The 17,055-nt window shown below is 71.0% G+C and carries 19 protein-coding genes and 1 pseudogene; 13 read left to right on the top strand and 7 right to left on the bottom strand.

Going from position 1 to position 17,055, the window contains the following annotated elements; all coding sequences use genetic code 11:
- Nucleotides 1-278 precede the first annotated feature (278 nt).
- Together ACFVYL_RS29965 and ACFVYL_RS29960 are read left to right on the top strand one after the other, a co-directional pair.
- Entirely contained in the window at nucleotides 279-1,100 is an 822-nt protein-coding gene (locus ACFVYL_RS29965) for a helix-turn-helix domain-containing protein (protein ID WP_389721410.1), read from the top strand.
- Nucleotides 1,101-1,326: 226 nt separating this feature from the next.
- Complete coding sequence (locus ACFVYL_RS29960) at nucleotides 1,327-2,373, top strand: PhlD (protein WP_389721408.1); 1,047 nt, start codon at nucleotides 1,327-1,329, stop codon at nucleotides 2,371-2,373.
- Nucleotides 2,374-2,433: 60 nt separating this feature from the next.
- Here ACFVYL_RS29960 and ACFVYL_RS29955 read toward each other — a convergent pair whose 3' ends face one another.
- Complete coding sequence (locus ACFVYL_RS29955) at nucleotides 2,434-2,631, bottom strand: hypothetical protein (RefSeq protein ID WP_389721406.1); 198 nt, start codon at nucleotides 2,629-2,631, stop codon at nucleotides 2,434-2,436.
- 318 nt (nucleotides 2,632-2,949) lie between these two features.
- Between ACFVYL_RS29955 and ACFVYL_RS29950 the strand changes: the two genes are divergently transcribed.
- The 3 genes and pseudogenes from ACFVYL_RS29950 to ACFVYL_RS29940 all read left to right on the top strand — a co-directional run bounded on the left by ACFVYL_RS29950 (nucleotide 2,950) and on the right by ACFVYL_RS29940 (nucleotide 4,444).
- Nucleotides 2,950-3,267 carry a hypothetical protein gene (locus tag ACFVYL_RS29950; RefSeq protein ID WP_389721404.1) on the top strand — a complete coding sequence of 106 codons (318 nt, stop codon included), beginning with the start codon at nucleotides 2,950-2,952 and terminating at the stop codon, nucleotides 3,265-3,267.
- A gap of 86 nt (nucleotides 3,268-3,353) precedes the next feature.
- Nucleotides 3,354-3,470 (top strand): annotated as a pseudogene (locus tag ACFVYL_RS29945) (IS5/IS1182 family transposase); the annotation flags it as partial.
- Between the two features lie 185 nt (nucleotides 3,471-3,655).
- Nucleotides 3,656-4,444 (top strand): GNAT family N-acetyltransferase, encoded by a 789-nt coding sequence (locus ACFVYL_RS29940; RefSeq protein ID WP_389721402.1) that lies wholly within the window; start codon nucleotides 3,656-3,658, stop codon nucleotides 4,442-4,444.
- A gap of 33 nt (nucleotides 4,445-4,477) precedes the next feature.
- On the opposite strand, the gene ACFVYL_RS29935 is transcribed toward ACFVYL_RS29940, so the two are convergent.
- The 4 genes from ACFVYL_RS29935 to ACFVYL_RS29920 all read right to left on the bottom strand — a co-directional run bounded on the left by ACFVYL_RS29935 (nucleotide 4,478) and on the right by ACFVYL_RS29920 (nucleotide 8,410).
- On the bottom strand, nucleotides 4,478-5,029 hold the full coding sequence (locus tag ACFVYL_RS29935; RefSeq protein WP_389721400.1) for an isochorismatase family protein: 552 nt from the start codon (nucleotides 5,027-5,029) through the stop codon (nucleotides 4,478-4,480).
- Complete coding sequence (locus ACFVYL_RS29930) at nucleotides 5,010-6,455, bottom strand: MFS transporter (protein ID WP_389721548.1); 1,446 nt, start codon at nucleotides 6,453-6,455, stop codon at nucleotides 5,010-5,012. Before ACFVYL_RS29930 ends, ACFVYL_RS29935 begins: the two co-directional genes overlap by 20 nt.
- Before the next feature lie 122 nt (nucleotides 6,456-6,577).
- Nucleotides 6,578-7,021, bottom strand: a complete 444-nt coding sequence (locus ACFVYL_RS29925; RefSeq protein ID WP_389721398.1) for a MarR family winged helix-turn-helix transcriptional regulator — start codon at nucleotides 7,019-7,021, stop codon at nucleotides 6,578-6,580.
- Nucleotides 7,022-7,183: 162 nt separating this feature from the next.
- On the bottom strand, nucleotides 7,184-8,410 hold the full coding sequence (locus ACFVYL_RS29920; protein ID WP_389721396.1) for an acyl-CoA dehydrogenase family protein: 1,227 nt from the start codon (nucleotides 8,408-8,410) through the stop codon (nucleotides 7,184-7,186).
- 164 nt (nucleotides 8,411-8,574) lie between these two features.
- Between ACFVYL_RS29920 and ACFVYL_RS29915 the strand changes: the two genes are divergently transcribed.
- Nucleotides 8,575-9,219 carry a TetR family transcriptional regulator gene (locus tag ACFVYL_RS29915; protein ID WP_150164114.1) on the top strand — a complete coding sequence of 215 codons (645 nt, stop codon included), beginning with the start codon at nucleotides 8,575-8,577 and terminating at the stop codon, nucleotides 9,217-9,219.
- A 2-nt stretch (nucleotides 9,220-9,221) separates the two neighbouring features.
- Here the strand turns inward: ACFVYL_RS29915 and def are convergent, their stop codons facing one another.
- Nucleotides 9,222-9,761, bottom strand: coding sequence for a peptide deformylase (gene def / locus ACFVYL_RS29910; protein WP_389721394.1), 540 nt, complete (start codon nucleotides 9,759-9,761; stop codon nucleotides 9,222-9,224).
- A 152-nt stretch (nucleotides 9,762-9,913) separates the two neighbouring features.
- On the opposite strand from def, the gene ACFVYL_RS29905 reads away from it, so the two are divergent.
- The 5 genes from ACFVYL_RS29905 (at nucleotide 9,914) to ACFVYL_RS29885 (ending at nucleotide 14,420) form a co-directional block, all read left to right on the top strand.
- Nucleotides 9,914-11,152 (top strand): MurT ligase domain-containing protein, encoded by a 1,239-nt coding sequence (locus tag ACFVYL_RS29905; RefSeq protein WP_384252701.1) that lies wholly within the window; start codon nucleotides 9,914-9,916, stop codon nucleotides 11,150-11,152.
- Between the two features lie 23 nt (nucleotides 11,153-11,175).
- Nucleotides 11,176-11,904: a type 1 glutamine amidotransferase gene (locus ACFVYL_RS29900; protein WP_389721392.1), complete on the top strand. Its 729-nt coding sequence runs from the start codon at nucleotides 11,176-11,178 to the stop codon at nucleotides 11,902-11,904.
- A 167-nt stretch (nucleotides 11,905-12,071) separates the two neighbouring features.
- Nucleotides 12,072-13,097: a 6-phosphofructokinase gene (locus ACFVYL_RS29895; protein WP_389721390.1), complete on the top strand. Its 1,026-nt coding sequence runs from the start codon at nucleotides 12,072-12,074 to the stop codon at nucleotides 13,095-13,097.
- Between the two features lie 123 nt (nucleotides 13,098-13,220).
- Nucleotides 13,221-14,171 (top strand): cytochrome c oxidase assembly protein, encoded by a 951-nt coding sequence (locus tag ACFVYL_RS29890; RefSeq protein WP_389721388.1) that lies wholly within the window; start codon nucleotides 13,221-13,223, stop codon nucleotides 14,169-14,171.
- A gap of 87 nt (nucleotides 14,172-14,258) precedes the next feature.
- Nucleotides 14,259-14,420 carry a hypothetical protein gene (locus ACFVYL_RS29885; protein WP_389721386.1) on the top strand — a complete coding sequence of 54 codons (162 nt, stop codon included), beginning with the start codon at nucleotides 14,259-14,261 and terminating at the stop codon, nucleotides 14,418-14,420.
- A gap of 37 nt (nucleotides 14,421-14,457) precedes the next feature.
- Here ACFVYL_RS29885 and ACFVYL_RS29880 read toward each other — a convergent pair whose 3' ends face one another.
- On the bottom strand, nucleotides 14,458-14,850 hold the full coding sequence (locus ACFVYL_RS29880) for an SSI family serine proteinase inhibitor (RefSeq protein WP_389721384.1): 393 nt from the start codon (nucleotides 14,848-14,850) through the stop codon (nucleotides 14,458-14,460).
- 271 nt (nucleotides 14,851-15,121) lie between these two features.
- Here ACFVYL_RS29880 and ACFVYL_RS29875 point away from each other — a divergent pair, with 271 nt between their 5' ends.
- Together ACFVYL_RS29875 and ACFVYL_RS29870 are read left to right on the top strand one after the other, a co-directional pair.
- Nucleotides 15,122-15,856: a lysophospholipid acyltransferase family protein gene (locus ACFVYL_RS29875; RefSeq protein WP_389721382.1), complete on the top strand. Its 735-nt coding sequence runs from the start codon at nucleotides 15,122-15,124 to the stop codon at nucleotides 15,854-15,856.
- 94 nt (nucleotides 15,857-15,950) lie between these two features.
- Nucleotides 15,951-16,964, top strand: coding sequence for an NAD-dependent epimerase/dehydratase family protein (locus ACFVYL_RS29870; protein WP_389721546.1), 1,014 nt, complete (start codon nucleotides 15,951-15,953; stop codon nucleotides 16,962-16,964).
- Nucleotides 16,965-17,055 lie beyond the last annotated feature (91 nt).

Raw genomic sequence — 17,055 nt, 5'->3', positions numbered from 1 at the left:
GAACAGTTGTCCCACACGCTTCCCACAGCGGCCCGATAGGCCTAGGGGGTACCCAATGCCGGGGAATTTCAGCCATTCTCAAACGCCCCGGACAAGATGCCCCGCTGTTGTGCACGGGTGCCGCCCGACGATCAAACCTGCAGGTCGGTGACCCCGCACGCTCCATCATGCCTGAGCGACTGATCGTTTTCTTCGGGCAATGTTTACTCCCAAAGCCGATGTGAATATTTAGACTGATCACGCTCCAACTCGGCGTGCACCAAGAGGGATTACCCACCATGAACAAGACGGCGCTCCGCGCTCTGCTCCGCGAACGACGCGCCCTCATAGCCCCGGAGGCACACGGCTTCGCCCGCCCGACAGGCCAGGGCCGGCGGGCACCCGGCCTGTCCCAGCACCAGGTCGATCAGTTGCTGCACCGCACGTTCGGCACGTACCACCGTCTCGAATCCGGCAATTACCCCAACCCGCCGACCTCACTCCTCCGCGACGTCGCCCGCCTGTTCGGGCTCAACGAACAGGAATGGGTGTCCCTCTGCCGTTACGCGCTGCTGCAGGACCCGCCCGGCCCTCTCCACCTGTCCTCCGGCAAGGAGGTGCCCGGAGTCTGGCAGGAGGCCGTCGACGGGATAGGACACATGGCGTACGTGACCGACGCCTCCTGGGAAATGCTCGCCTACAACGCCGCGTTCGCGGGCATGTTCCCGGGCGGCAGGGTCCCCGGCAACACCCTGCGCTGGATGCTCCTCGACCCGCACGGCCGCGACGCCCTGATGAACTGGCACCACGCCTGGGCGCCGATGGTGCTGCCGCAGCTGCGCGCGGCGCTCGCCACCCGGCCGGACGACGACATCCTGCGGCAGATCGAGAAGGAGATCCTCGCCGACCCGCAGACCGCCGACCTCTACACCGCGGGCACCTCGCTCCCCCACCCCGACGGCGACGAGCGCCCCCTGCGGCACGCTCTGGAGGGGCCCGGCTGGGTCACCATGTGCGCGGCACAGCCTCTGACGGCGCCCGGCTCCCGGCTGATGATCCTCGTGTTCCACCCCGGCGAGGTGCGGACCCAGTCGCCCGCGCCCAGCCTCCGCTCCGAGTGAGAACCGGTTCGACCCGCGGTCCGCGCTCCGGGTGACACCCCGGACCAAGGACGGGCCTCGCCCTCATCTGCGCGCGCCTTCGCACATCACCGCACGTCACCGCGGTCCACTCGTACGAACATTCGACGGTACGGCGCTCAAGAGGTCGGTTCTCAACAGGGCACTCCCGCCCCAGTGAAGTACTTTGGCCACACCCCGCCCTTCTGCGTTCCTGGGGAGTCGCCCCATGACTGCTCACGTACTCAGCCCCCACACCGTCCTCGGTGACCACAAGGTCACCACGGCCGAGATAGCCGACGACGTGAGCGCGCACCACGCCGATCACCCGCGCCTGCGCGCGCTGCTCCGCGTCATCGGCAACTGCGGGGTGCAGAACCGCTACTTCACGCGCCCCCTCGACTCCCCCACCGTGGCCGGCACGGCCGACGTCGAAGAGCGTGTCCGCACCGCCTTCGACGACGCGCTCACCATGGCCGAGCGCGCCGCGACCCTGGCCCTGGACGCCGCCGGGCTCACCGCACCGGACATCGACGCGGTCGTCACCACGCACACCACGAGCTGGGCCGTCCCCAATCTGGACATCCACCTCGTCTCGCGCCTCGGCCTCCGCCCCGACCTGTGCCGCGTCGCGCTCACCTCGGTGGCGTGCCCGGGCGGCACGCAGGCCCTCGTCCGGGCCGCCGACCTCATCGCGGCACGGCCGGACAGCAAGGTCCTCGTGGTGGCCGCCGAGGTCCTCTCCAGCATCTATCACCACAGCGACACCGGCATCGAGTCGATGATCTACAAGGCGCTGTTCGGCGACGGGGCCGCCGCGACCGTCGTCACGGACACCCCGCTGGGACCCGGACTCGCCATCGACGACACCTTCGAATACGTGCTGCCGGACAGTCTCGAACGGCAGCGCGGCCGGATGGCCGCCGACGGCATCCACTTCGACTCCACGAAGCAGGTCCTTGCCGCGGTCACCGACGTGATGCCCCGCCTGCAGGAGTGGCTCGGACCGCGCCGCCTCGACTTCGCCGTCCTCCACCCCGGCAGCACCCGCATCATCGCCGACACCGTGGCCGCCCTGCGCCTGGACGACCACGCCGCACGGCACTCCCTCGACACCCTCCGTCACGAGGGAAACCTCGGCGGCGTGAGCATCCTGCGCGTCCTGGAGCGCACCCACACCGATCCGCCGGCCGAAGGCGATGACGGCGCCGTCATCGCCTTCGGCCCCGGATTCGCCACGGCGGCGCTGCGCTGCCACTGGCAGAGCCAGGGCTAGGCCGTTCCTTCCCGTCCTGACGGGCGGTCCTCGTTCTCACCGGGGGTGTCGGCCGCGTCTTCAGAGGTCGGACCTCCTGGTCAACTCCTGAATGCAGTGCACCAGGAACAGCAGGGACAGTATTCCGACGGTGAACAGTCCCTGGAAGCCGAGGATGCGGCAGTCGAGCGGGAGATCACCGCTCAGCAGCGCGGCGAAGGCGCCGTAGCAGCCGAGCCCGCAACCCATGGATGCCAGGAGAACGTCATGCCAGGTCACCGGCCACCGGGACCTGCGCCCCAGCCGTGAAGGCCGCCCGCGGTGTCTGACCGTGGGAGCTTTCTCGTACGTCGTCGGCCTGCGGTGAAGGGGTACATGCGCTGCTCCTCGCGGGCTGCCATCCGCCAGGGCCGACGGCCGTCCGGGCCACCTGGCTTCCCACGCCCCGCGGCCCGACCTCCGGACTCCGGTTGTGTGGATCTCCGCAAGCATCGCGAACGGATGCCAGGCCTGCACCACCGATTGCTAGCTTTGCGCGGTGGTCCGACCTCCCGTCGGACCACGACCAGTTCGAAGTCCACCGATCTGGAGGGGCCCATGAACAAGGCGAAGAAGTGGCTCGGCACGTCAGGACTCGTGTTGGCCACGATGCTGGGAACTACCGTCACCCTGGCACCCCAGGCCCAGGCAGCGGAAAACTGCCGAGCCTGGACCGCGGACAACGGACACCGGGCCGTCGGCCTCTGCCAGTCCGGCAGCGGGGAGTTCCGGGTCCGCGGTGTCTGCGCCGCGCTCCAGGGCAGCGCACCGTTCTACGGAACCAAGGGGCACCGCAACGGCACCACCGAGCAGGCGTCCATCTGGGACTGCGGCTCGGGCGGCTGGGCCGAGAACCTGTGGGTCGAGACCCTCTGACCGGCAGCCCGCCGACTCCGTGAGCGCGGGACCCCCTCACCCGGGGCCCCGCGCGCCGGACGGGGGCTAAGTCGTTGCCTTCAGACTACGAGCAGCGCAACACCGTCGAACGCCGCATCAACCGCTTGAAGCTGTGGCGCGGCATCGACACCCGCCATGGGAAGACCGGGCCCGCCTACTTGGCCGGACCCCACGGACGAAGCCGTGCTACGACGAGGTACGTAGCGGTCCGCTGCCACACCGCACTCGCAGGCCAGCCACCCTTCACCCGCGTCAACAACCCTGCGGACCAATACACCTAGGGCCCAGAGCCTGCGCCGGGGGCCCGCCTGCCCCGCTCCGCCGAAATCCCGTTGCCGCCCGCCCGCCGCCCTGCTGAGGTGACCGCATGAATCATGAAGCGGTACTGGCCGCGTACGACCGGCAGTTGCGCCACGACGCGGGGAGCGAGGGCGCGGGCACGCGGGTCGAGCGGACCGGCGGTGTCGTACGGGTGACCGGCTCGGCCCACGACTGGAACGGCGTCCTGTGGGCGGACATCGACGTGACGACGGCCGACCCCGTGATCGCGGCGCAGGTGCGCCACTACACCGACGCGGGGCGGGAGTTCGAGTGGAAGCTGCACTCCTACGACCGGCCCGCTGACCTCGCCGAGCGGCTCCTCGCCGCCGGGTTCGAGGCCGAGCCGCTGGAGACCGTCATGGTCGCCGAGGCCGACACCCTGCTCGACGACCCCGGTCTGCCCGACGGCATCCGGCTGCTCCCGGTGACCGACGCGGCGGGCGTGCGGCTCATGGCCGAGGCACACCTGGCCGCCTTCGGAGCGGACGACGCGGCGCTCAGCGAACACCTCGCCCGGCGTGTGCTCGACCGGCTCACCCAGACGCCGGACGAGATCGTCGCGGTCGTCGCCATGGCCGGGGACCGGCCGGTGTGCGGCGCACGGATGGAGTTCCGCCCGGGCACCGACTTCGCCGGTCTCTGGGGCGGCGGCACCGATCCGCAGTGGCGCGGCAAGGGGATCTACCGGGCGATGGTGGCCCACCGCGCCCGGCTCGCCGTCGCCCGCGGCTATCGCTATCTGCAGGTCGACGCCTCGGACGACAGCCGTCCGATCCTGGACCGGCTCGGCTTCGCCACGCTCTGCACGACCACGCCGTACGTGTACCGGCCCTAAGGCGGGACCGCGCCGACCGCCGGGAGCGACCGCTCAGCCGAGCAGCTTGGCGATGGCCTCCGCCGTGTCCGTCTCGCCGAGCCTCGGGAAGACCTTCTCCACGCTGTTGCGGTGGGCGTCGGCGTCCATGTCGGTCACGGCGTCCACGGCGACGGTGACGTGGTAGCCGTGCTCGTGCGCCGCGCGCGCGGTCGACTCCACCCCGATGCTCGTCGCGATGCCTGCGACCACGACCTGGGTGACGCCCCTGCGGCGCAGTTGCAGGTCGAGATCGGTGCCGTAGAAGGCGCCCCACTGCTGCTTGGTGACGACGATGTCGTCGTCGGCCTGCCGCAGTCCGGGCACGAGGTCCGCCCAGTCCGCGGGCACCTCGCCGCCGCGCGTGGGGGCCTCGGTACGGCCCGGGGCGCCTCCGGTCACCCGTACCAGGACCACGGGCAGGCCGCGCTCACGGAAGGCGTCGGCGAGGCCGGCGGCCCGTTCGACGATCTCCTGCGAGGGATGGGCAGTGGGCAGGGCGGTGATGCCCTTCTGGAGGTCGACGAGGACGAGGGCGGTGGTGGGGTCAAGAACGGTGGCGGTCATGGGAGTTGTGCCTTTCTGCGCCTGTGTGGGCTGTACTGCCCGTGGTGTCTGTGCCTGTGTTGGCTGTAGTGCCCGCGGTGTCTGTGCCTGCGTCGGCTGTCCTTGTGATGCGAGTCCGCAGTGCGCGGTCCGTGACGGTCATGACGATGAGGGCCAGCGCCAGGGCGCCGCCGACCGCGGCCATGAGGTGGAGCCCTCTGTCGTCGGCCCGCTGCCCGTAGGCGAGGCCGATCAGTCCGGAGGCCGTGATGGCGCCGAGGTACTGGGCGGTGCGCTGGAGGCCCGCCGCCGCCCCGATGGCGTCGGCGGGCGCGTACTGCTGCACGGCCGCCTGGTTGCCGGTGCCCATGAGCCCCTGCGGGATGCCGAAACAGGCACCGGCCAGGAGCAGCACGACCAGCGGCGTGGCACCCGTCGTGCCGAGCAGCAGCGCACTGCCGACGGCCAGGAGCACCGCGGCGACGGTGAGCGGTGCGCGGATGCCCTTCGTGCGCGCGCCGATCAGCGAACAGGCCAGCGCGGCGAGGGACATCGGCAGCATGACGAGTCCGGTGTGCAGCGACGAGTAGCCGCGCTCTTCTTCCAGCCACTGTGTGAAGCCGTACATCACGCAGTACACGACGAGGTAGCTCAGTCCGTGCCGCAGGTAGGTGCGGGCGAGCGCGTGGTTGGCGCCCAGCATGCGCAGGTCGATGAAGGGGCTCGGGTGGCGCAGCTGCCACCGGGTGAGCACGGCGGCGAGCAGGAGGGCGGGGGCGAGCAGCCACCACATCGGGTGGCGCAGGTCGAGCAGGAAGACGAGGAGGCAGCTGAGCGCGCCGGTGAAGAGCAGTATCCCGAGTGGATCGAGCGCGCCGGCCCGGCCACCGCCCTCGGCCCGTTCCCTGCCGACACCGGCAGCGCTCCCCCGGCCCGCCCGTTCCTTGCCGGGTGCGTCCTTGGGGATCCAGCGCAGGGCGCTGCCGTACGCGAGGAGCGCGACCGGCACGTTGACGGCGAAGATGCCGCGCCAGCCCGCGGTCGCGGTGAGGAGTCCGCCGAGCGTCGGCCCCACCGCCGCGCTGCCGAGCGCCGCGAAGGAGAGGCGCCCGAGGACGGGGCGCGGGGTGGGCCGGCCGAGCCTCGCGGACTCGGCGCGCAGGACGGCCATCGCCGCCGGGTACGCGGCGGACGTGCCGATGCCGAGCAGCAGCCGGGAGACGAGGAGCCAGCCGAAGCCGGGGGCGAGCGCTCCGACGAGACCTGACGCGACGACGACCAGGAGCCCGCCGAGGAAGACGCGGCGCGGTCCGACGCCGTCGGCGAGGCGGCCGAGGACGGGCTGGGCGACGGCGCTCGCGAGGTAGAGCACGGAGACGAGCCAGGCGGTGCCGGCGGCGCCGACGCCGAAGTCGTATCCGATCGCCACAAGGCCGGTGGAGATCATCGTGGTGTTGAGCGGGTTGAGCAGGGAGCCGAGGAGCAGGGGCGCGGTGAGCCGCGCTCCAAAACCGGGCCGCTCATCCCCCGCCGGCTTCCTCCACCCGGCCCACCTGGCCCTCGCCGCCCTCACTTCTGCACCAATCGCTCCAGCAGCTCGACCGCGTCGGCGAGCCGACGGCGCTCGGCCGGGTCGAGTTCCTCGGCGACGGCCTCCGACAGCCAGCCCTGCTTGGCGGCCCGCCCGTCGGCGAGGGTGCTGCGACCCTTGTCGGTCAGGGAGAGCACGGACTGCCGCCCGTCGTTCGGGTCGGGGGTCCGCCCGATCAGCTCCATGGACTCCAGCGCGCCCACGGTCATCCGCATCGACTGGGGCCGCACGAGCTCCGCCCGCGCGAGGCCCGCGGTGGTCGCCGGGCCCTCGCGGTCGAGCCGGGAGAGCACGGAACGCTGCGAGGGGCTGAGGCCACTTCCGGGCGAGGCCCCGCGCAGCCTCCGCACCAGGCGTCCGACGACGTTTGTGAGATCGGCGGCGATGTCCTGCGGCGTGGGGTCGTCACGGTGTCCACTCATGCCACCACAGTACGAGTTAGACAGGCAGGCTTGCAAATTTACCTGCCTATCCGCTCCCCCGGAACGCGAAAACCCGCCCTCGCCACAGGGGCGGGAGCGGATATTTCACGCACGACGTTTCACGCATGATGTTTCGCGCATGCGGATGCGGATGCGGATACGTCAGCGGATCGGCATCCCCGACAGCGTCCGCGCGATGACGAGACGCTGGATCTCGCTCGTACCCTCGAAGATCGTGTAGATCGCGGCATCGCGGTGCATGCGCTCCACCGGGTACTCGCGGGTGAAGCCGTTGCCGCCGAGGATCTGCACGGCCTGCGCGGTGACCTTCTTGGCGACCTCGCTCGCGTACAGCTTCGACATGGAGCCCTCGGCCGACTCGAACTTCTTGCCGGTGGTGGCCATCCAGGAGGCGCGCCACACCAGGAGGCGGGCGGCGTCGATCTGGGTGCGCATGTCGGCGAGCTGGAAGGCGACGCCCTGGTTGTCGATGATCGGACGGCCGAACTGGGTACGCGTCTTGGCGTACTCCAGCGCCTCTTCGTACGCGGCACGCGCCGTGCCCACGGCCATGGCGCCGACCGCCGGGCGGGACGCCTCGAACGTGGCCATCGCGGCGTTCTTCACCCGCTCGCCGCCCGACTTGGCGCGCTCCCGCGCACGGGCCATGCGCTCGTCCAGCTTCTCCTTGCCGCCGAGCAGGCAGTGCCCGGGGACGCGGACATCCTCAAGGACGACCTCGGCGGTGTGCGAGGCGCGGATGCCGTGCTTCTTGAACTTCTGCCCCTGGGACAGGCCGGGGGTGGCCGGCGGGACGATGAAGGAGGCGTGCCCCTTGGAGCCGAGCTCCGGGTCCACGACCGCCACGACGACGTGGACGTTGGCTATGCCGCCGTTGGTCGCCCAGGTCTTCGTGCCGTTGAGGACCCACTCGTCCTTGGCCTCGTCGTAGACGGCGCGGGTCCGCATGGCCGCCACATCGGATCCGGCGTCGGGCTCGGAGGAGCAGAAGGCGGCGACCTTCACGTCGTTCACGTCGCCGTACATCTGCGGGATCCAGGTCCCGATCTGCTCCTCGGTGCCGTTGGCGAGCACACCGACGGCGGCCAGGCCCGTCCCCATGATGGACAGGCCGATGCCGGCGTCACCCCAGAAGATCTCCTCGGTCGCCATCGGGATGCCGAGGCCCGAGGGGTCGAAGAACTGCTGGGCATAGAAATCCAGCGAGTAGATCCCGAGCTTCGCCGCTTCCTGGATGATGGGCCACGGGGTCTCTTCGCGCTCGTCCCACTCGGCGGCCGCGGGGCGGATCACATCGGCGGCGAACCCGTGGAGCCAGTCCCGGACCTCCTTCTGTTCGTCGTTGAGCTCCATGGTGAACTCGGCCATGACCCCTCCAGGACCTGCGATCAACTGCGGCGTTACTTGCGGTAACCGCAGTCTGTTACCGGCCAGTAGTCCATGTCAACTCCCGGCAGCCCGTTCGATACGCGTCGGCTGGCGGGTGTTACGTTGCGCGTGCGTCACCGATACAGCACGGGCGGGGAGAAACGATGGAGACCACGCAGCGGACCGATCAGCAACGGTCCGCGGAGCACCGACGGCGCGAGTTGCTCGAGGCCGCGGACCGGGTCGTGCTCCGCGACGGCCCCGGCGCGTCGATGAACGCCATCGCCGCCGAGGCGGGCATCACCAAGCCGATCCTCTACCGCCACTTCGGCGACAAGGGCGGGCTGTACGCCGCGCTCGCCAAGCGGCACACCGACGCGCTCCTCGAAGCGCTGCGCGCCGCGCTCGACGCCCCCGCCGAACGCAGGGAGCGCGTCGAGGCCACCCTCGACACCTACCTCGCGGCGATCGAGGCACGCCCCCAGGTCTACCGCTTCCTGATGCATCCGTCGGAGGCCCCCTCCCCGGGCGAGCAGGGCTTCGACGTCGGCCTGCACTCCGCTCCCTTGCTCCGGCGCCTCGGCGAGGAGCTCGCCGAGGTCATCGAGGAACGCGTCGACCTCGGCCCGGAGAGCGCACAGCTCGCCCGCGTGTGGGGACACGGCATCGTCGGCATGATGCACGCGGCCGGGGACTGGTGGCTCGGCGAACGGCCGTGCCCGCGCGCGCAGTTGGTGCGCAGCCTCGCCGACCTGCTGTGGGGACGCCTCGCCGCGGCGGGCAATCGCGTCGGCGGCCCCGGGTTCTGACCTCAGACGTTCCAGGGGGCCTTGGCGGCGGCCCGCAGCACCCTGCGGCGCCGCCAGCCCGTCACGCGGTCGGTGTAGACGCCGCCTTCCACGTGGTCGTACTCATGCTGCAGGCAGCGGGCGAACCAGCCCGTCCCGTGCACCCGGACCGGCTCCCCGCGCAGGTCGACGCCTTCGACCACGGCGTGGTCGAAGCGCGGCGTGCCCGCCTCCAGACCGGGCAGCGACAGACAGCCCTCCGGGCCCCGCACGGTCACTCCATCGGCTTCGACGAGCGTCGGATTGACCACATGTCCGAGGTGGCGGACGTCGTCGTCGTCCGGGCAGTCGTACACGAACAGCCGCAGGCCCACGCCGATCTGGTTCGCGGCGAGTCCCACGCCCCGTGCCGCGTACATCGTCGCGAACATGTCCTCGACGAGGCGCGCGAGTTCGGGGCCGAAGTCGGTGACCTCCTCGCACGCCGCGTGCAGCACGGGGTCACCGAGCAGGGTCAGAGGTCTTACGCGCCCCGAGGCGCCCGGGATCGTGCCGTGTCGCATGGCGGCAAGAGTACGGTCCAGGGGACGGAGCGGCACCGCCGAGGTGCCGAGGTGGTGCCGTGATTCGGGCTTGCCAGTGGATCTCGATAGGCTGAGCAACGAATCGATGCCGGGGGCAGGCGCGGCGCCGTACGCAAGGAGGATCTCGACAGATGTCAGGCAACACGGACCCGCTGTCGCCGCGGGCCAAGCTGGCCGTGACGGCGGGCAAGGCGGCCGCGGCGGTGTCGCGCGCGGCGGGCCGCGGCAGCGGATCGGTGATCGGCGGCAAGGTCGCGCTCAAGCTCGACCCCGAGCTGCTCGGACGGCTCGCCACGCACCTGGACGTCGTCCTCGTGTCGGCCACCAACGGCAAGACGACCACCACGCGTCTGATCGCCGAGGCGCTCCGGGCCAGCGGCCCGGTCGTCTCGAACGCGCTGGGCGCGAACATGCCCGCCGGAATCACCTCCGCCCTCGCGGGCGGCTCCGACGCGCGGTTCGGGGTGATCGAGGTTGACGAGAAGTACCTCGCGGGCGTCGCCCGTGACGTCGACCCGAAGGCGATCGCGCTGCTCAACCTCTCGCGCGACCAGCTGGACCGCGCCGCGGAGACCCGCATGCTCGCCGAGCACTGGCGCGAGGGCCTGGCCGGTTCCAAGGCCGTGGTCATCGCCAACGCCGACGACCCGCTGGTCGTCTGGGCGGCCTCCTCCTCGCCGAACGTGGTGTGGGTGGCCGCGGGCCAGGAGTGGAAGGACGACGCCTGGTCGTGCCCCTCCTGCGGTGGCGTCATGCAGCGCCCCGGGGACGACTGGTTCTGCGGCGAGTGCGGCTTCCGCCGTCCGGCGCCCAGCTGGGTGCTCTCCGGCGACCACGTCCTCGACCCGCACGGCTCGGCCTGGCCGATCCACCTCCAGCTGCCCGGCCGCGCGAACAAGGCCAACGCCGCGTCGTCGGCCGCCGTCGCCGCCGTCTTCGGAGTGCCCCCGCAGGTCGCCCTGGAACGCATGTACCAGGTGCAGGCCGTCGCCGGACGCTACGACGTGGTGCAGTTCCAGGGCCGCGATCTGCGCCTGCTGCTCGCGAAGAACCCCGCGGGCTGGCTCGAGACGTTCTCGCTGATCGACCCGCCGCCGACCCCGGTCATCCTCTCCGTGAACGCCCGCGGCGCGGACGGCACGGACACCTCCTGGCTGTGGGACGTCGACTACACCCGCCTCGCCGGTCACCCGATCTTCGTACTCGGCGACCGCAAGCTGGACCTCGCCGTGCGCCTGGAGGTCGCGAACCTGGACTTCCGGGTCTGCGAGAGCCTCGACGAAGCGGTGCAGCTCGCCCCGCCCGGACGCATCGAGACCATCGCGAACTACACCGCGTTCCAGGACCTGCGCCGCCGCGTCGGCAACTGACCCGCCCGGATAAGGACATGAGCATGAGCGACAACAGCCTGCGGCTGGTGTGGGTCTACCCCGACCTGCTGAGCACGTACGGAGACCAGGGCAACGCCCTGGTCGTGGAGCGCCGCGCCCACCAGCGCGGCCTCCAGGTCGAGCGCTACGACGTGCGCAGCGACCAGCCGGTGCCCACCTCCGGCGACATTTACCTGATCGGCGGCGGCGAGGACCGCCCGCAGCGCCTCGCGGCCGAGCGGCTGCGCCGCGACGGCGGCCTGCAGCGGGCCGTGGGCAACGGCGCGATCGTCTTCTCGGTCTGCGCCGGCTACCAGATCCTCGGCAACGAATTCATCAACGACCTCGGCCAGCGCGAGCCCGGCCTCGGCCTGCTCGACGTGGTCTCCACCCGCGGCGAGGGCGACCGGTGCGTCGGCGACGTCCTGGGCGACATCGACCCGCAGCTGGGCCTGCCCCCGCTGACCGGTTTCGAGAACCACCAGGGCATCACGCACATCGGCCCGTCCGCGCGGCCGTTGGCGCGCGTCACGCTCGGCCGCGGCAACGGCACGGGCGACGGCACCGAGGGCGCGTACAACGGCACCGTCTTCGGTACCTACATGCACGGCCCCGTCCTCGCCCGCAACCCGCTGATCGCGGACCTGCTCCTGAAGCTGGCCCTCGACGTGAACGCGCTGCCGCCCACGGACGACCGGTGGTACGAGGCGCTGCGCGCCGAGCGCATCGCCGCCGCCAAGGAGCCCGCGTAGCACCCCGGCACGGAGCCCGCCTGACGCCCCGCCCGCACATGTGAGCGGGGCAGTCCAGCCCTCGGACGCCTGATGCGGCCCGGCCCCCCGCCGCCTATAGGGTGGCGGGGATCCAGCCGGACGACGTGGTCCGGTCATCGACCCACGTTGCAAAGGTATTCCGGGCCATGCGCATTGGTGTCCTGACCTCCGGCGGCGACTGCCCCGGCCTGAACGCCGTCATCCGTTCCGTCGTGCACCGCGCGGTGGCGGACCACGGTGACGAGGTCATCGGCTTCCTCGACGGCTGGAAAGGCCTCCTGGAATGCGACTACCGCAAGCTCGACCTCGACGCGGTGGGCGGCATCCTCGCCCGCGGCGGAACGATTCTCGGCTCCTCGCGCGTACAGCCCGCGCACCTGCGGGACGGCGTGGAGCGCGCCAAGGGACACGTCGCCGAACTCGGCCTCGACGCGATCATCCCGATCGGCGGTGAAGGCACCCTCAAGGCGGCCCGGCTGCTGTCCGACGCGGGTCTGCCCATCGTCGGGGTGCCCAAGACCATCGACAACGACATCGCGGTCACCGACGTCACCTTCGGCTTCGACACGGCCGTCGGCGTCGCCACCGAGGCCCTGGACCGCCTCAAGACGACCGCGGAATCGCACCAGCGCGTCCTGATCGTGGAGGTCATGGGCCGGCACACCGGCTGGATCGCCCTGCACTCGGGCATGGCCGCCGGCGCGCACGCCATCGTCGTCCCGGAGCGCCCCTTCGACATCGAGGAACTGGCGAAGAAGGTCGGCGAACGCTTCTCCGCGGGCAAGAAGTTCGCGATCGTCGTGGCCGCCGAAGGCGCCAAGCCCCGTGAGGGCTCCATGGAGTTCGACGTGGGCGCCAAGGACATCTACGGCCACGAGCGGTTCGCGGGCATCGCCCGGCAGCTCTCCCTCGAACTGGAGGCCCGCCTCGGCAAGGAGGCCCGGCCGGTCATCCTCGGCCACGTCCAGCGCGGCGGCACCCCGACCGCGTACGACCGCGTCCTCGCGACCCGCTTCGGCTGGCACGCGGTCGAGGCCGTGCACCGCGGCGAGTTCGGCAGGATGACGGCCCTGCGCGGCACGGACATCACGATGGTGCCGCTGGCCGAGGCGGTCGAGACGCTGAAGACCGTGCCCGAGGAGCGCTACGCCGAGGCGGAGTGCGTGCTCTAGCTGTAGTGCCCTGTGCGGTTGCCCCCATCGCACTACTTGCCCCCGGTCGTGTCAGCGGCCGGGGGCAGTTCTACTCTGGTGCCGACACACGTCGCACAATCCGCACGAATCAGGAGCCACTGGATGGATCACAGCGGGCACGGCATGAACATGGATCTGCCGCCGTTCACGCTGGGTCGAGGCCTGGAACTCTCCGCCGACCCCTTCTTCCTCATCGGCTGCCTGGTGGCCCTCGCCCTGTACGGGTGGGGCGTCGCGCGGCTCGTGCGACGCGGTGACAAGTGGCCGGTGGGCCGCACGATCTCGTTCGTGATCGGCATTCTCACCGTGCTGCTCGTCATGTGCACCAAGCTCAACGACTACGGCATGGTCATGTTCAGCGTGCACATGTCCCAGCACATGGTGATCAGCATGCTGTCGCCGATCCTGCTGCTGCTCGGCGCGCCGATCACGCTGGCGCTGCGGGCGCTGCCGGTGGCGGCGCGCGGCCACAAGGGCCCGCGCGAGTGGCTGCTCGCGCTGCTGCAGAGCCGGTACGTCAAGATCATCACGCACCCCGCGTTCACGATCCCGCTGTTCATCGCGAGCCTGTACGCGCTCTACTTCACGCCGCTCTTCGACACCTTGATGGGCTCCAAGGCGGGCCACATCGGGATGATGGTGCACTTCCTCGCCGTCGGCCTGGTCTTCTTCTGGCCGATCATGGGCGTCGACCCGGGGCCGCACCGGCCCGGCTACATCTTCCGGATGCTTGAGCTCTTCGCGGGCATGCCGTTCCACGCGTTCTTCGGCATCGCGCTGATGATGGCGACCCAGCCGATGATCGGCACCTACATGCACCCGCCCGCCTCACTGGGCATCGACGCGCTCTCCGACCAGGAGGCGGCCGGCGGCATCGCGTGGGCCTTCAGCGAGATCCCGTCCGTGGTGGTTCTGGTGGCCCTGCTCTTCCAGTGGCGGCGCTCCGAGGACCGTGAGGCACGGCGCAAGGACCGTGCCGCGGACCGGGACGGCGACAAGGAGCTCGAGGAGTACAACGCCTATCTGGCCTCACTGGCCGCTCGCGGACGCTAGCGCCGGAGGGCCTTTCCGGGTCACGATGGCCTTTGGACCGCGGTCTCGGCGCGACGTCGCCGCAGGCTGCCGGGAGGAGGCTGTGCGATGCCCAGTTCCACGAAGACCATGGGCGGGTTCACCATCGGAGGCCTTGTCATGGTGACGGCCTACACAGTGACGCTCGGAAGCAACGGCTGGCTGTGGTTCGGCTGGGTGGTGGTAGGTCTGCTCACCCTGGCCATGGTCCTGTCACGAGGCACCCCCTGAGGCCCGCCGCAAACGCCCTCCCGGGGCGTCGCTCCGCTCAGAAGCGGAACACGTGACCGGTCTCCGCGTCCATGGCGCAGACGTTGGGGTACGTCTTGTGCCAGCCGACCGCCCGGCCCTCGTACGTGCCGGTGGCGGTCGCGGTGACTGGCTCGAACTCCTTCGTGCACGCGTGCGGGTCCCGCGGCAGCGCGTCGAAGTCACCCCGCGCCCGAGTGATCGCCGCACAGGCTTCGGCCGCCCGCGGGTGGTGCCCGGAGGGCTCGGGCGCGCACCGCAGCAGCACGCCGCGGATCCAGGTGTTCTGGGCGCCCGAGACGGTGAGGAGGAGACCGCGCTGCGGAGCCGGAGCCGGGGCCGCGTCCGCCGCCTGGGCGGGGACGGCCGTGCCGAGGGCGATCAGGGCGGCCGCGAGGGGCAAGGAGCGCATGGGGACCTCCGGGGTGAGGGTGTCGTCGGGCGAGCCGGTGCCGGTGGCTCCGCCGTTGCCGATAGCACTGCCGGGAGCCGGTGACGTTCCGTGGCGTGCATCGGGGGCGCCGGGCAGAGGCCAGGGCACCCCTCGTACGCGCCACCGGTCAAGCCACCGCGCCGACCGGTCCCCCGCGCGGGCGCACACAAGGGTCCGAACGGGCTCTCGCGTCCGCGCTGTCGGTTGGCTACTGTGCGTCGGCACCGGGACCAGGGGGAAGGCTGCAGTCATGTTCTACCTACTGCTCAAGCACGTGCTCCTCGGCCCGCTGCTCCGGCTGATGTTCCGGCCAAGGATCGAGGGGTTGGAACATGTGCCCGACAACGGAGCGGCGATCGTCGCGGGCAATCATCTGTCGTTCTCCGATCACTTCCTGATGCCCGCGATCATCAAGCGCCGCATCACCTTCCTCGCGAAGGCCGAATACTTCACGGGACCCGGCATCAAGGGCCGGCTGACCGCCGCCTTCTTCCACAGCGCGGGGCAGATCCCGGTGGACCGGTCCGGCAAGGAGGCGGGCCAGGCGGCGATCCGCGAGGGCCTCGGCGTGCTGCGCAAGGGCGAGCTGCTCGGCATCTATCCGGAGGGCACCCGCTCGCACGACGGACGGCTGTACAAGGGGAAGGTCGGCGTCGCGGCGATGGCGCTCAAGGCGCAGGTGCCGGTGGTCCCGTGCGCCATGATCGGCACGTTCGAGGCGCAGCCGCCCGGCCAGAAGCTCCCGAACCTGAAGCGGGTGACGATCCGCTTCGGCGAGCCCCTCGACTTCTCCCGTTACGTCGGCATGGACAACGAGAAGGCCGTGCTGCGTGCGGTCACCGACGAGATCATGTACGCGATCCTCGGGCTCTCCGGCCAGGAGTACGTCGACAAGTACGCGGCGGTCGTGAAGGCGGAGGAGGCCGAGCGGGCCGCGGCGGGCACCAGGGAGCAGCGCAAGTTCCCGAGGATGCCGCTGAGCTGACACGTCTCCCGCTCCGCACGGATCCCTCTGCCGAGAGCAGATATCGTTCCGGCGGCCGCCCGCGGGACCGTACGGTCCGATCATGAAGAACGCGATGGTGATCGGTGCGACAGGACAGATCGGGCGGGTGGCCGTGCGGGCGCTCGCCGAGGACGGCTGGGCGGTGACGGCGGCGTCGCGGGGAGCGGGCCGCGACGAACGGTGGGCCGAGGACGTACGAGTGGTACGCCTCGACCGGGAGGACGACGCGGCGCTCGCCGACGCACTCGGCGACGGCATGGACCTGGTGGTCGACGTGGCGGCCTTCACCACCGCGCACGCCCGGCAGTACGCCACCCTCGCCGACCGGATCGGGTCGGCCGTGGTGATCTCCAGCGGGGCGGTGTACGAGGACGAGCGGGGCCGCAGCTTCGACACCCAGGACCAGCCCGACGGCTTCCCCCGCTACCCCCTGCCGATCCCAGAGACCCACCGCACGGTGGCGCCCGGCGACTCGACGTACGGCACCCGCAAGATCGCGCTGGAGCATGAGCTGCTGGCGCTCGGCGAGCGGCTGCCGGTCACGATGGTGCGGGCCGGAGCGATCCACGGACCGCACAGCCGCGGGCCGCGCGAACTGTACTTCGTGAAGCGGAACCTGGACGGTCGGCGCACCCGCGTCCTCGCGCACGGGGGCCTCAGCCGCTTCCACCCGGTGAGCGTCCACAACATCGCGGAACTCGTACGGCTCGCCGGCGCCCGCCCCGGCTCCCGGGTGCTCAACGCGGGCGATCCGGACGCTCCCACAGTGGCGGAGATCGGTGCGGCGATCGACTCCGTGATGGGGGTGGAGGTCGAGACGGTGACTGTACCGGGTGAGGCTCCCGCCCCGAACGTCGGCGTCACGCCCTGGTCCACGCCGCACCCGGTGGTGTACGACATGTCGGCCGCGGAGCGGGAGTTGGGCTACCGCCCGGTGACCACGTACGCCGACTCCCTCGAAGAGACCGTCCGTTGGCTCACGCAGCGGCTGGAGGGGCGGGACTGGCGCGGGGCCTTCCCGGAGATGTCCGCGGACCTCTTCGACTACGCGTCGGAGGACGCGTGGCTGGCGAGCCGCAAACCCTGAGACCGAGACCCTGATCCTGATCCTGATCCTGAGATCGTCGAACGCGCGGTCGGGGGGGGGATGGGGTGAGAGTGGGCGGGGGCCGACCGCA

Origin of the sequence: Streptomyces sp. NPDC058308, from assembly GCF_042880275.1 — a bacterium.
Lineage (GTDB): Bacteria > Actinomycetota > Actinomycetes > Streptomycetales > Streptomycetaceae > Streptomyces.
Note: the sequence above shows the minus strand (reverse complement) of the source record. Positions and strands in the feature narration are given on the sequence as shown.

Coding starts and splice junctions, on each gene's coding strand:
- ACFVYL_RS29875 (WP_389721382.1), top strand. CDS start 15,122: ATGTTCTACCTACTGCTCAAGCACGTGCTCCTCGGCCCGCTGCTCCGG.
- ACFVYL_RS29935 (WP_389721400.1), bottom strand. CDS start 5,029: ATGACCGCCACCGTTCTTGACCCCACCACCGCCCTCGTCCTCGTCGAC.
- ACFVYL_RS29880 (WP_389721384.1), bottom strand. CDS start 14,850: ATGCGCTCCTTGCCCCTCGCGGCCGCCCTGATCGCCCTCGGCACGGCC.
- ACFVYL_RS29885 (WP_389721386.1), top strand. CDS start 14,259: ATGCCCAGTTCCACGAAGACCATGGGCGGGTTCACCATCGGAGGCCTT.
- ACFVYL_RS29895 (WP_389721390.1), top strand. CDS start 12,072: ATGCGCATTGGTGTCCTGACCTCCGGCGGCGACTGCCCCGGCCTGAAC.
- ACFVYL_RS29930 (WP_389721548.1), bottom strand. CDS start 6,455: ATGATCTCCACCGGCCTTGTGGCGATCGGATACGACTTCGGCGTCGGC.
- ACFVYL_RS29900 (WP_389721392.1), top strand. CDS start 11,176: ATGAGCGACAACAGCCTGCGGCTGGTGTGGGTCTACCCCGACCTGCTG.
- ACFVYL_RS29925 (WP_389721398.1), bottom strand. CDS start 7,021: ATGAGTGGACACCGTGACGACCCCACGCCGCAGGACATCGCCGCCGAT.
- ACFVYL_RS29960 (WP_389721408.1), top strand. CDS start 1,327: ATGACTGCTCACGTACTCAGCCCCCACACCGTCCTCGGTGACCACAAG.
- ACFVYL_RS29915 (WP_150164114.1), top strand. CDS start 8,575: ATGGAGACCACGCAGCGGACCGATCAGCAACGGTCCGCGGAGCACCGA.
- ACFVYL_RS29940 (WP_389721402.1), top strand. CDS start 3,656: ATGAATCATGAAGCGGTACTGGCCGCGTACGACCGGCAGTTGCGCCAC.
- ACFVYL_RS29965 (WP_389721410.1), top strand. CDS start 279: ATGAACAAGACGGCGCTCCGCGCTCTGCTCCGCGAACGACGCGCCCTC.
- ACFVYL_RS29905 (WP_384252701.1), top strand. CDS start 9,914: ATGTCAGGCAACACGGACCCGCTGTCGCCGCGGGCCAAGCTGGCCGTG.
- ACFVYL_RS29870 (WP_389721546.1), top strand. CDS start 15,951: ATGGTGATCGGTGCGACAGGACAGATCGGGCGGGTGGCCGTGCGGGCG.
- def (WP_389721394.1), bottom strand. CDS start 9,761: ATGCGACACGGCACGATCCCGGGCGCCTCGGGGCGCGTAAGACCTCTG.
- ACFVYL_RS29920 (WP_389721396.1), bottom strand. CDS start 8,410: ATGGCCGAGTTCACCATGGAGCTCAACGACGAACAGAAGGAGGTCCGG.
- ACFVYL_RS29890 (WP_389721388.1), top strand. CDS start 13,221: ATGGATCACAGCGGGCACGGCATGAACATGGATCTGCCGCCGTTCACG.
- ACFVYL_RS29950 (WP_389721404.1), top strand. CDS start 2,950: ATGAACAAGGCGAAGAAGTGGCTCGGCACGTCAGGACTCGTGTTGGCC.